The organism is uncultured Dokdonia sp. (assembly GCF_947496725.1).
Classification (GTDB): Bacteria; Bacteroidota; Bacteroidia; order Flavobacteriales; family Flavobacteriaceae; genus Dokdonia.
Map to the genome: position 1 here is coordinate 132,178 of NZ_CANMDS010000006.1, position 13,080 is coordinate 145,257.

At 39.0% G+C, this 13,080-nt stretch carries 12 protein-coding genes; 4 read left to right on the top strand and 8 right to left on the bottom strand.

Annotation, left to right across the window (positions count from 1 at the left end):
• Positions 1-136: 136 nt before the first annotated feature.
• From nqrF to Q0948_RS13420, 6 genes are read right to left on the bottom strand one after another with little or no spacing between them, the layout of a single operon-like run.
• Positions 137-1,444 (bottom strand): NADH:ubiquinone reductase (Na(+)-transporting) subunit F, encoded by a 1,308-nt coding sequence (gene nqrF, locus Q0948_RS13395; protein ID WP_298353736.1) that lies wholly within the window; start codon positions 1,442-1,444, stop codon positions 137-139.
• Positions 1,445-1,446: 2 nt separating this feature from the next.
• Entirely contained in the window at positions 1,447-2,181 is a 735-nt protein-coding gene (gene nqrE, locus Q0948_RS13400; protein WP_035334627.1) for an NADH:ubiquinone reductase (Na(+)-transporting) subunit E, read from the bottom strand.
• Positions 2,182-2,232: 51 nt separating this feature from the next.
• Entirely contained in the window at positions 2,233-2,880 is a 648-nt protein-coding gene (locus Q0948_RS13405; RefSeq protein WP_035334628.1) for an NADH:ubiquinone reductase (Na(+)-transporting) subunit D, read from the bottom strand.
• Positions 2,880-3,626: a Na(+)-translocating NADH-quinone reductase subunit C gene (locus Q0948_RS13410; RefSeq protein WP_298353740.1), complete on the bottom strand. Its 747-nt coding sequence runs from the start codon at positions 3,624-3,626 to the stop codon at positions 2,880-2,882. Before Q0948_RS13410 ends, Q0948_RS13405 begins: the two co-directional genes overlap by 1 nt.
• Positions 3,627-3,628: 2 nt before the next feature.
• Entirely contained in the window at positions 3,629-4,837 is a 1,209-nt protein-coding gene (locus tag Q0948_RS13415) for an NADH:ubiquinone reductase (Na(+)-transporting) subunit B (RefSeq protein ID WP_298353742.1), read from the bottom strand.
• A gap of 3 nt (positions 4,838-4,840) precedes the next feature.
• Positions 4,841-6,187, bottom strand: coding sequence for a Na(+)-translocating NADH-quinone reductase subunit A (locus Q0948_RS13420; protein WP_298353744.1), 1,347 nt, complete (start codon positions 6,185-6,187; stop codon positions 4,841-4,843).
• Between the two features lie 413 nt (positions 6,188-6,600).
• Here Q0948_RS13420 and Q0948_RS13425 point away from each other — a divergent pair, with 413 nt between their 5' ends.
• From Q0948_RS13425 to apaG, 3 genes are read left to right on the top strand one after another with little or no spacing between them, the layout of a single operon-like run.
• Positions 6,601-7,854, top strand: a complete 1,254-nt coding sequence (locus Q0948_RS13425) for a DUF5103 domain-containing protein (RefSeq protein ID WP_298353747.1) — start codon at positions 6,601-6,603, stop codon at positions 7,852-7,854.
• 51 nt (positions 7,855-7,905) lie between these two features.
• Positions 7,906-9,099 (top strand): DUF3667 domain-containing protein, encoded by a 1,194-nt coding sequence (locus tag Q0948_RS13430; protein ID WP_298353749.1) that lies wholly within the window; start codon positions 7,906-7,908, stop codon positions 9,097-9,099.
• A 1-nt stretch (position 9,100) separates the two neighbouring features.
• A complete protein-coding gene (apaG, locus tag Q0948_RS13435) occupies positions 9,101-9,487 on the top strand; it encodes a Co2+/Mg2+ efflux protein ApaG (protein ID WP_021778066.1) in 387 nt (128 codons plus the stop codon).
• Here apaG and Q0948_RS13440 read toward each other — a convergent pair.
• Together Q0948_RS13440 and Q0948_RS13445 are read right to left on the bottom strand one after the other, a co-directional pair.
• Positions 9,456-10,466: a DUF6695 family protein gene (locus tag Q0948_RS13440; RefSeq protein WP_298353752.1), complete on the bottom strand. Its 1,011-nt coding sequence runs from the start codon at positions 10,464-10,466 to the stop codon at positions 9,456-9,458. The two genes, apaG and Q0948_RS13440, sit on opposite strands and share 32 nt — an antisense overlap.
• Positions 10,463-11,179: an NRDE family protein gene (locus Q0948_RS13445; protein ID WP_021778064.1), complete on the bottom strand. Its 717-nt coding sequence runs from the start codon at positions 11,177-11,179 to the stop codon at positions 10,463-10,465. The genes Q0948_RS13440 and Q0948_RS13445 overlap by 4 nt, the downstream gene beginning before the upstream one ends.
• A gap of 264 nt (positions 11,180-11,443) precedes the next feature.
• Between Q0948_RS13445 and pruA the strand changes: the two genes are divergently transcribed.
• Entirely contained in the window at positions 11,444-13,075 is a 1,632-nt protein-coding gene (pruA, locus tag Q0948_RS13450) for an L-glutamate gamma-semialdehyde dehydrogenase (RefSeq protein WP_021778063.1), read from the top strand.
• The last annotated feature ends 5 nt before the right edge of the window (positions 13,076-13,080 follow it).

Sequence of the window (13,080 nt, forward strand, 5' to 3'; positions counted from 1 at the left end):
CGAACGGTAGTTTTGAGTACAGCAACGGTAATTTTAAAATGATAATAGATATGTACGCTTTCGCGAAAGCGTATAAAAAAAACCCGATACATTGCTGTATCGGGTTTTTAGGTTTTCGCGAAAGCGAAATTATATATTATCCTCCAAAGTCATCAAAACGGATGTTCTCATCTGGAATTCCATAATCTTCTCCCATTTTCTGAACAGCGTTGTTCATAAGTGGAGGACCACAGAAATAAAGTTCGATATCTTCAGGCGACTCGTGCTTACTTAAGTACTGGTCTATTACTACCTGGTGAATGAAACCTACAAAACCGTCTCCTTCTCCATCTGTAGAGTCTTTTACTTTCCAGTTATCTTCTTCCATAGGCTCAGAAAGCGCTAGATAGAATTTAAAGTTAGGGAATTCTCTCTCTAACTCACGGAAGTGCTCTAAGTAGAATAACTCACGCTTAGAACGTCCTCCATACCAGTAAGTAACCGTACGTCCCGTCTTAAGGGTTTTGAAAAGGTGATACAGGTGTGAACGCATAGGTGCCATTCCTGCTCCTCCTCCTACGTAAAGCATTTCTGCTTCAGATTCGTTTATGAAGAATTCTCCATATGGCCCAGAGATTACTACTTTATCACCTGGCTTTTGTGCAAATATGTATGATGATGCAACCCCAGGGTTAACATCCATCCATTGGTTTTTAGCACGATCCCACGGCGGCGTAGCAATACGCACGTTAAGCATAATCTCGCGTCCCTCTGCCGGAAAAGAAGCCATAGAGTATGCACGCTCTACAGTCTCATTATTTTTCATTGTAAGTGGCCATAGACCAAACTTATCCCACTCTGCTTGAAACTTATCTGGTGTTTCGTGCTCTTCTGGGTGAGCAGTGATGTCTATATCCTTATAGTTAATTGTACACTCAGGTATTTCAATCTGGATATATCCTCCAGCTTTATAACCCATATCTTCTGGTATCTCAACTACAAATTCTTTAATGAATGATGCTACGTTATAGTTACGTACAACTGTTGCATCCCATTTCTTAATTCCAAAAACTTCTTCTGGAATCGTGATATTCATATTTTGCTTCACCTTTACTTGACAAGCAAGACGTGCTCCGTGAGCAAGCTCCTTACGAGAGAAGTGCGGTGTTTCTGTAGGTAATGCTTCTCCACCTCCTTCAAGAACGTGACACTCACATTGTATACAAGTACCTCCACCTCCACAGGCAGATGGTAAGAATATTTTATTGTTTCCAAGAGTTGATAAGAGCGTACCTCCAGAGGCAACTTCAACTTCTTTTTCACCATTTATAGTAATTGTTACAGGTCCTGATGGAGATAACTTTTGCTTAGTAAAAAGCAATAAGCCCACAAGGATTAACGTAAGCACTAAAAAGGCAGCGATTGTGGCGATAACAACGCCAGACATTGATGCAGCTAGTAACATAATTAGTTTTCTTTTTCGTTAGCAATTTCAACCTCGATCATAGCTACGGGTTGCGTATTTTCTTCTTGTAACTCTATTTGAGCAGCTTCGGTAGCTGGTGCAGCTTCTTCTTCGTCACCACCTGTAAGCATTCCTCCAAAACTCATAAAACCTATTGCCATAAGACCTGTAATGATAAAAGTAATACCAAGACCTCTTAATGGAGCAGGAACATTTGAGTAACGTATTTTCTCACGTATCGCTGCAATTGCAAGAATTGCAAGGAACCACCCTATACCTGAAGATATACCGTAGTTAAAGGCAAGACCTAACGTTTGGATATCTCTAGATTGCATAAATAATGACCCTCCTAAGATGGCACAGTTTACTGCAATAAGTGGTAAGAAAATACCAAGTGAGTTATATAATGACGGAGAGAACTTCTCTACTACAATCTCTACCAGTTGTACCATTGTTGCAATAGTTGCAATAAATAGTATGAATGATAAGAAACTTAAGTCATAATCTGCATACTCTGGTCCTAACCACGCTAGTGCGCCATCACGAAGAATATACTGGTCAAGTAGCCAGTTTATAGGCACTGTTACTGCTAGTACAAATATGACAGCAGCACCAAGACCAACAGCGGTTGACACTTTTTTAGACACGGCTAGGTAAGAACACATTCCTAAGAAAGTGGCAAATACCATATTGTCTATGAAAATCGATTTGAAAAATAATTCAATATGCTCTAACATATCTTTGATTTTATAGGTTTACGCTTTCGCGAAAGCGTGATAATTCATTTTCTAGTTCTCTTCTACGAGTGCAGGGTTCTTACTACGCTGTACCCAAATAATGAGTCCAACTACGATAAGTGCCATAGGTGATAATAACATAAAACCGTTGTTCTCGTAGCCTATGCTGTATAATCCTGTTTTTTCTATTGGATCTCCTAGTACTTTAACACCTAGAAGCGTTCCTGAGCCTAATAGCTCTCTAAAGAAACCTACTATGATTAAGATCACACCATAACCAAGTGCGTTACCTATCCCGTCTAAAAATGATCTGTATGGACCGTTACCTAAAGCAAAAGCCTCAAAACGTCCCATAATGATACAGTTTGTAATAATAAGACCTACAAAGACTGAAAGTTCTTTACTCAGCTCATAAGCAAATGCCTTGAGCGTCTGGTCTACTACAATTACAAGTGTTGCCACAACAATAAGTTGTACAATAATTCTAATTTTTGATGGTATGATGTTACGCATAAGCGATATCACTACGTTACCAATACCTAGTACGAATAGTACCGATACTGCCATTACGATAGACGCTTTAAGCTGAGCAGTAATTGCTAGTGCCGAACAGATACCTAATACTTGAATAGTAATTGGGTTATCATCTGCTAATGGATCAAGAATGAGTCGTTGATCTTTTTTTGATAGTATCGCCATTATGCTTTGGTTTTAAAATCTTTAATTACTGGAACGTAGCTCTTAAGTGTGCTTTTAATCATTGCACTCACACCGTCACCAGTGATCGTTGCACCTGCTAGAGCATCTACTTTATTATCATCCTTACGTTCATTTTTTGGATCATTGTTACCTTTTGCAACTGTGATACCTGAGTACTGAGTTTTTGACATAATCTGCTCACCAGTAAAGTCGTCCATAAAGTAACGCTCTTTAATGTTTGCACCTAGACCAGGAGTCTCTCCTTTGTGATCAAAAAATACACCTTGTACAACTAGATCTTTATCTAGCGCTACATATCCCCAGATAGCATCCCAAAGTCCTTTACCATACATAGGCACAACAAAAAATTGTTTACCATCACGCTCTCCTACAAAAAGAGGCATCTTGCGCTCATTTTTAGGCAACTTGCTTTGCTTCTTCATATCTACAGTAAATGCCTCATCACTTTGAGTCACTTTACCATTCTGGATGATGTAAGCTTCTTTAATGTACTTATCGTACTCTGCTTCTACCTTATCTGTAGGGATGAAGTTTACACCTCCATCACCTGCTACATTCTCATTTACGCCCATTGCATAAAGAATGTTCTGCTGCTTTTCAAAGCGCTCATTTTCTTTAATAGCAGGCTTAAGACCTTGTGCTAGTCCTGCTAGAACTCCTCCTACTACGACTACCATAATAGTCGCAAAGAGAATTGTATATCCGTTTCCGTCTGTCTTTGCCATCGTTATGCTGTTTTAAGTTTAAGACGCTTCATTCTTCTCTTCACATTCCCTTGTACCACGTAGTGATCAATTGTAGGAGCAAATACGTTCATTAATAAGATCGCGAGGAATACTCCTTCTGGGTATGCCGGGTTAAATACGCGTATCATAATAGATATAAAACCTATTAAGAAACCGTAAATGTATTTCCCTTTATTAGTTTGTGATGCAGTTACTGGGTCTGTTGCCATATATACTGCGCCAAATAAAATACTACCTATGATAAGGTGTTGCCAGAAAGGAACACTCATTAAGCCATAAAACTTACTAGTATCATCTATCCATCCTGCATCTACAACTCCATTAAAGATAAGTCCCATTGCTAGTGCTCCTACTATAGTAGAAAGTATGATTCTCCAGCTACCTATCTTTGTAAAGATTAAGAATAAGGCTCCTACTATAATGAGTATTTTAGAAGTCTCCCCTACAGATCCAGGAATAAATCCTAAGAACATATCTGTGTAGTCATAATTAATCGTTGCTGCATTTTGAGCATAACTACCTAAGATAGTTTCTCCAGATATTGCATCTGGTGTTCCTGCTCTCTCTACTGCTTGGTGTACCCACACCTTATCTCCAGACATCCACGTTGGGTATGCAAAGAATAAGAAAGCACGTATAGTAAGCGCTGGGTTTAATATATTCATCCCAGTACCTCCAAAAACTTCTTTACCTATTACTACACCAAAAACAACTGCTACTGCAAGCATCCATAGTGGAATATCTACAGGTACAATAAGTGGCACAAGCATTCCAGTTACTAAGTAACCTTCCTCTACCTCGTGTCCTTTTATAACAGCAAAAATAAATTCTACAAGTAATCCTACACCGTAAGAAACAATTGCTAATGGAAGTACTGTCCAAGCTCCTATAGAGAAGTTGTCTAGATTCCAAAAGTTAGTACTAAAGAACCCTTGAGCTGCTTCAATCTCTCCCGTTGCAAGGTAATGCTGGTAACCAGCATTAAAAATACCAAACAGTAAACAAGGAATCAACGCTATGATTACCGTGTTCATTGTACGTTTTAAATCATCTACCGCTCTTATGTGACCACCACTGTGTGTAGTCTCGTTAGGAGCGTATAAAAAAGTGTGAAGCGCGTTGAAAGCCGGAGCCATCTTCTTCCCTTCATACTTCATTTTAAGCTTATGTAAACTTTCTTTCATTCCCATAACTTATCCTATTTCTTTATACATAACATCTAATCCCTTACGAATGATCTCTTGGTGTGGCTGCTTAGACACACACATAAACTCTGTAAGTGCAAAATCTTCTGGAGCCACCTCATACATTCCTAAAGCCTCCATCTCGTCTAGATCTTCTACCATACAAGCCTTAAGAATCTGCATAGGGTAAATATCTAGAGGAAAAACCTCTTCATAGTTTCCAGTTACTACAAATGCACGGTGCTCACCGTTTGTATTTGTATCTAGATCATATTTCTTTTTAGGCTGTAACCAAGAAAAAGTAAGCGCTCTAGATGGAGAGATTTTATCAAAAACAGGCTTATTCCACCCGAAGAATTCATAATCATCACCCTCTGGTATTACTACAAACTCTGTTGCGTAAAATCCAAGAGCTCCGTCTGGCTTAACTTTAGTACCTGTTAATACATTACCAGAGATAAAGCGATTATTATCACCATCTACTCCAGCATCGTATGCAAATGTAGATACCTCTGCACCTATGATTGTGCGGTAATACTTAGGCGCTTTGATAGAAGACCCAGAAACCGATATCACACGTTGTGCGTTAAACTTACCTGTAAGTAACAACTCTCCTATTACAACAAGATCTTGTGCTGCAACCGTCCAGGCTGTCTCACCCTTGTTAATAGGACTTGTTTTATTAATTAAGGTTCCCACATTACCAGCTGGGTGTGGTCCTTTTACTGTATATGTTGTAACACCTGTAAGGCTTGCAAATACAGATGCACTAGAACCTATAGAAACGTGTACACCACCATCTGTAAGTTTTCCTAATGCTGTAACTGCTGCCTGCAGCTCTGCTTCTTTACCTGCCAGTACAAAATCAAGATCTGCAGCAAGTGGTCCAGTATTTACACCAGATATAAAAATTGCTTTTGGAGAAACTGTTGGGTTTGCAACCACATCATAAGGACGTTGTTTTATAAACGGCCACACACCACCTTCAAGCAATCTTGCTTTTACAGTAGCAGCATCTGCAGTTGGACTCAACGTTCCAAGATCACGAGTAGCACCGGCATAATCTGCTTCAATCACAATATCAGTAATCACACGGCGAGCGCCACGCTTGATTTCTGTAATTGTTCCAGCAACTGGAGATACAAATTTGATTTCTTCTTGAGACTTTGAGTAGAAAATCTCGTCTCCAGCCTTAAGGCTAGCTCCTTCTTTAAGGACCATTTTAGGAGTCACGAGATGAAAATCTGAAGGCCTAATAGTAATGGTACGCGATCTAGGCCCTTCAGAAATTGTCTTTTCTGCTTCGCCTACTAATCGGATATCAAGACCTTTTTTGATTCTGATGTCTTTTGACATATGTCAGTAGATTTATGTTATCTAAAATCCTCTAAAATTGAGGTGCGCAAATTTACAAAATACGTCTCATTTTTCCGAGCTAGAAAAAGTGAAAGTATTATTTATAATGCTTCTAAATAATAAGTTATCAATCTGTTTAATAAACCACCTCTTTTTTGAGAAAACCGCACTTAGACGCTCCACAAAACTCATAATAACTTCAAGTATGGACCACTGCTCGTGGTTTATATTCATTACCCACTCACATTAAGCACTTTACAAATTAATTACTGCCCTATAACTTCTTCAATTTCTAAAATTCTAAATACGCTTTCGCGAAAGCGTAAAAAACACAGGGCCACATCACATCACGCACACCTCAACGCAATATCTCGGCATCAAATTTGTTTATATTTGGCAACCATCAATCCATTATGAAAAATTATTTTACGCTTTTCTTACTATTTGCAACGTTTACAACCTTTGCACAGGTAGCACAAGAAGTACCCGAACCTCCTTTTATTAAAACGGTACAATTTAACGCTACCAACAGATCTGGAACATCTTTACCCATACTACAACTAGGTAGCAGGTTGTCGCTTTCTTTTGACGATATTTATGGAGATGAGCGTGATTACTTTTATAAAATCACGCATCACAATGCAGACTGGACAGAGAGTAGCCTTGCTAGATCTGAGTATATGGAAGGGATGGATAATGTGCGCATCCTCAATTTTGAAAACTCGGTTGCAACACTCCAGCTGTACACCCACTATGAGCTGTCTATACCTAACCAGATGACTAAACGTCTCACAAAAACGGGCAATTACCTCCTTAGCATTTATGATGAAGAAGACGAGCTCGTTTTGTCTCGTAAGTTTATGATATTCTCACCCAAATTTAATGTGGGAGCTCAAGTAAAAAGGTCAAGAGATTTACAATACATCAACTCAAAACAAGTACTGCGATTTTTTATAGACTCTGGAGATGAAGTTATAATAAACCCAAAACAAAATCTTCACACAGTTTTAATACAAAACAACAACCTCAAAACAGCCATTACAGGCATAGAGCCTCAATACAATATAGGTAACAGACTCGAGTATAGATATGACCAAGAGACCGCTTTCTGGGGTGGCAATGAGTTTTTTAACTTTGAAAACAAGGATGTGCGTGCCGCTACTTTTGCCATAAAAAGCATAGAGCTCAAGAGTCTGTATCACAATTACCTATACTCTAATCCAGCTAGATATGACCAGCCGTACACCTACAATCCAGATATAAACGGAAACTTTCTCATAAACACCCTACAAGGTCGCACACCTCTTACCGAGGCAGAATATGTATGGATACATTTCTCTTTAAGACACCCTAAACTTCTCGATGACCAGTCTATACATCTTTACGGAAACTTTAATAACTATGTGATAGACAATAGTACAAAACTGGAGTGGAACACCCGCACTAGAAGATACGAGCTACCATATTTACTTAAACAAGGTTTTTATAACTACAATTATGTACTAGTAAACAAAGATGGAAGCATAGATTATAAGAATAGTCTAGACGGGAACTTCTGGCAAACAGAAAACAACTATCAAATACTAGTGTATTACCGTAAGCCTGGAGGACGTTTTGACGAGCTGGTAGGCTTAGGTCAAACTAATTCTTCACAAATAACAAATTAGATTTTTACGCTTTCGCGAAAGCGTATTCACTAAAATCATATATTTACAGGGATGAAGGAAACACCTGTAAAATCTAACTCACGTAAGGCGATGAAATATCGTGGCGTTGAGTGCCTTAACTGCGGGCACCCGCTAGACCTTACCGATCGTTATTGTGCATACTGCGGGCAAATTAACACGACAAAACGGCTCACCATAAAAGATTTCTTTAATGAGTTTGTACTGAGTGTGTTTACTTATGACTCCCGTTTTAGATATACCGTTAAAGATCTACTTTTTAAACCAGGAACCATCACAAGGTACTATGTAGAAGGGAAGCGCCTCAAATATGCAAACCCCTTTCGGTTTTTTCTGAGTGCGTCCATTTCTTATTTTATATTACTCGCAATCATAGGTTTTATAAACGGTAATAATGACTTAGATTTTACAGATGAGGGTGTCGTGCAACTCAATGTAGACCAAGCCAAAGACGATATAGACTCCATAAAAGAAATCACAAAAGACATTAATCTCAACGAGCTTCAAAACCTCAACAATGAAGAAGCACAACTCCTTGAAGAAAAAATAAACAACACTGTAGAGAAGAGTGTAAAAAAGCTAAAAGAGAGAAAACAAGCACAAGAAGCAAAAAAAGACTCCATCGTAAAAGTACCATATGACACAAGAGCCGAAAGCTCCATAAACGGGATCTATCTTGAGAACATATTTACAAAAGGCGAGATATTTTACGACTTTTATGAATACACAGACATAAGTGACCCACAAGAAGCTCTAGATAGCTTAAAATATAGCAAGACCAGAACAAACGTATTTTTATATAGCAAGAATGAGGATATAAAACGCGTTAAGGATAATCCGGCTCGTTTTTTAAGATTTCTAGCTTCTAAGATTCCGTTTTTCTTATTCTTTTTTGCACCTATTTTTGCGCTTTTCTTATGGCTAATTTATTCAAAGAAGAAGTTCAATTATATGGAGCACTTAGTCTTCATATTTCACATATTCAGCTGGGTGTTTTTAGTATTGCTCATTGCTCTTATTCCAGACCTACTTATTGGAGATGAAATAGTTGCATCTCTATTACTCATTCTTGTGGGTCCGTTTTACTTTTACAAGGCGTTGCGTAATTTTTACAAACAAAAACGCAGGTGGACAATTCTAAAATTTGTATTTTTAAACATAGTATTCTATTTAGGAGCGACATTATTTGCAGTAATCTTCTTTGCGATTACCGCATTTTTATTTTAAAATGGTACAACAAGTAACTAGAGGCATAAAGATTTCGGTAGAGACTACCTTTGAGGGCACGTTTTATAAAAACTATAAAATGCACTTCGCCTTTGGCTACAAAGTAACCATAGATAACCAGAGTAAAGATAGCGTGCAACTTATGGCACGTCACTGGAAAATACAAGACGCTCTTAACACTCCCGAAGTCGTAAATGGCGAGGGTGTGATAGGTAAAAAACCTGTTTTGAAACCCGGCGAAAGCCACACCTATAGTTCTGGTTGCTTACTTACATCTCCCTTTGGCTCTATGGAAGGGCATTACCAGATGGTAAACTTTACAACCACAAAAAAATTCAGAGTAAAAATACCTGCCTTTAAGCTGAGCGCACCTTTTGCATTAAACTAGCTGCCGTTTGCCCTGTAAGCTCAAGGCGAAAAATCTCTTCTCCCTGTTGTATTGTACAGTATAAACAGTTACTATCATAAACAAACTTATAAGGTTGTGTAGCATCAAACCCTTCTGGCAATTGTGTAATGCCACAAAAGTCTTGCACTCCACGCTCTGTATATCTTTTTACTAATGCCTTAGTCTTATCACCCTGGACTTCTAAATAAAAGTAAGCTCCGCTACCCGTCCCATCTAGAAAGGTAGCTCCTTCTGGCACCTCAATACTTATCCCATCTTGATCAAGAACCTCAGGAACCTTTCGGTCAAAGAAGTTTGTGAGGTTTTCTTTTAAGGCTGTAGATGTGTATGGTTTTATACACCCATTATACACCTCATACACCCCGTCTTGTGATGCACTACGCTCTACATTACCCACGGTGCTGGGAGTAAATTTCTTATTGCGCTTAAGATATTTTATGATGGAGTTATTATTTGTACTAGCTAGAATCGTGTCTGTCACAAATCTTGCACAGTTACTTCCCACTTTCCCAAAGGCTTTGTAAGGAATACTCCCTTGCCCTTGGAGATCCATTATATATGAGTGAGCTTTATCATAATCTACCGTATCACATAAGGATGCAACAAGACGACCCTCCCCGTGTGTTTTTTCTGGATGCGCTTCTAGCCATAATAAAAGCTCATTAAGATTAATTAATTTATGATTTTTTATCTGAGCTTTTACGGGCACAACTAGCTCTACATCTGTAAGAGCCCCACGCACTCTTCCCTTGCCTGGAGGAGTAATATACCTGCCAAAATCAAAGTACTGAGCCACACCCGTTTCATTTTCTATAAGAACCAGCGCAGCGTGACCTGCTTTAATATGTGTGCGTGTGCCTAAGCCTACCAGTGGTAATATTTTACACATAAGCTCATCAGACATTTTTACAAAAGTATCTGGAAAAGCAAGCACTATTATTTTACCTGTATTTTTCAAACAGCAACTGTATCAAAGTTAGTAATGTGCACCTCATCCTTTTGTAAATCGCGGTAGGTCATTATACAATCTTCCTTAGTCTTTTCTACTTGGGTAACACTTACGGTTCCTAGTTTACCGCGATTCATTTTAAGATCTACCTTTTCATCTCCCTCACCAGCTGTGGTGTGAAAACTTGATAATTGCTCACTACTCCAATCAGTATTTTGAGCAAATGTTTTAAACCACTTTTTACGCTTCTCCTTCATCTCTGTAGTATACAGTGTAGAAGAAGACCATATTTTTGGTAAATCATCTAGTTCGCTTATATGAGCCTTCACTCCATCCCAAACCAGTTCTGTTGCCTTGAGACCAGTGTTCCAATCTATAGCGATAATGGTAAAGGGCTCAATTCCCTCATAGTCAAAATCATTTATAGAAGTCGTTAAATCATCAGACTTAAGTAGTTCTTTTACCACTACGCCTCTACTCATCTTATAATCCTCAACCTTGATATGATTTTCAAACCCTCCATTAAGAAGGCAAATCATTGTATTTTTTTCTGAAACTCCTATCCACGATCCTCCGGCTACGGCATCTTTTGGAAACAGCATTTTTACCCCATCTATATCATAAAAGCTAGGCGCAAGTGTGGTTCTTCCATAAGCCTCGTCACGGTTAGAGGTTAGAATAAAAGTGTTATCTTTTTTAGGTATATAAGTAACTGTGCACATTCTTTATGGGTCGTAAGTTCTGTTTGCAACTTACGAAAAAGCCTACACTTGCGGTTTCGATACCCATTATTTTGTAGTATGACTGTCTACCATTGCCTCACTTACATTAAAATGTGATCTTCACAAATCTAGATGTGATTGTCTTCTATTTTGCTTTCGCGAAAGCGTAAAAAACCCCAACTGTTACAGTATTGCCAAACCGCTGAGCTATCGCAATAGAATTTGTACTTTTGCACTACCAAAAAATTAAAACCAAACACCACTATGGGAAAAGGATTTTTTCAAGTTCCAATCGCTGTAAACGAAGAGGTAAAATCGTATGCACCAGGCTCTCCAGAACGCGAGGCCGTTGCCGCAGCTTATAAAGAGTTATTTAACGCACATACCGAAGTACCTATGTACATAAACGGTAAAGAGGTGCGTACTAAAAATACACAACCTATCACGCCACCGCACGATCACAAGAAGGTGGTAGGTGAGTTTCACCTTGCCGAAAAAACACACATTGACCAGGCTATCGCTGGGGCACTTGAGGCTCGCACGGAGTGGGCAGAGCTTCCTTGGGAGCAACGTGCTGGTATTTTCTTAAAAGCTGCAGAGCTTATCGCAGGGCCATACCGCGCAAAGATTAATGCTGCAACAATGATTAACCAGTCTAAAACGATTTACCAAGCAGAGATTGATGCTGCTTGTGAGCTTATAGACTTTTTACGTTTTAACGTGCAGTTTATGACAGATATCTATAACGAGCAGCCAGAGTCTACCTCTGGAGCTTGGAATAGACTAGAATATCGCCCGCTAGAAGGATTTATCTATGCAATTACTCCTTTTAACTTTACAGCCATCGCGGCAAACCTTCCTGCTGCTTGTGCACTTATGGGTAATGTAGTAGTATGGAAACCTTCAGATAGCCAGATGCTTTCTGCAAAGATTATACTTGACATCTTCCGTGAGGCAGGTGTGCCAGATGGTGTGATACAAGTTGTACACGGTGATCCAGTAATGATTACAGATACTGTACTTGCAAGCCCAGATTTTTCTGGATTACACTTTACAGGATCTACACACGTATTTAAAGATGTGTGGAAAAAGATAGGAGAAAACATACATAACTATAAAACCTACCCTCGCATTGTAGGTGAGACCGGTGGTAAAGATTTTATCGTTGCACACCCTACTGCACCAGCAAAACAAGTGGCAACAGCCATCTCTCGTGGAGCGTTTGAGTTCCAAGGTCAAAAATGTAGTGCTGCAAGTCGCGGGTACATACCAGCATCTTCTTGGGAAGAAATTAAAGAGCTTGTGATAGAAGACGTAAAGTCTTTTAAAATGGGATCTCCAGAAGATATGAGCAACTTTATCACTGCTGTGATACACGAAGGATCTTTTGATAAGCTTGCAAAATACATTGACCAGGCAAAAGAAGATGCAAACGCAGAGATTATAGTAGGTGGTGGTCACGATAAGAAAAAAGGGTACTTTATAGAGCCTACCGTTATTGTCACTACAGATCCTAACTATACAACAATGCACACAGAGCTTTTTGGCCCAGTGATGACTATTTATGTATATGAAGATAAAGACTGGAGCGAGATGCTTAAGCTTGTAGACAGCACTAGTGAGTATGCACTTACTGGAGCAATACTAGCAACAGATCGTTATGCAATACAAGAAGCTACAAAAGCACTTAAAAATGCCGCTGGTAACTTCTATATAAACGATAAGCCTACGGGAGCTGTTGTAGGGCAACAACCTTTTGGGGGAGCACGTGCTTCTGGAACAAATGACAAAGCAGGATCTGCTTTAAACCTACTACGTTGGGTAAGCCCACGTATGATTAAGGAAACATTTGTTACTCCTACAGATTACAGATACCCTTTCTTAGCTAAGAAATAGGTTAC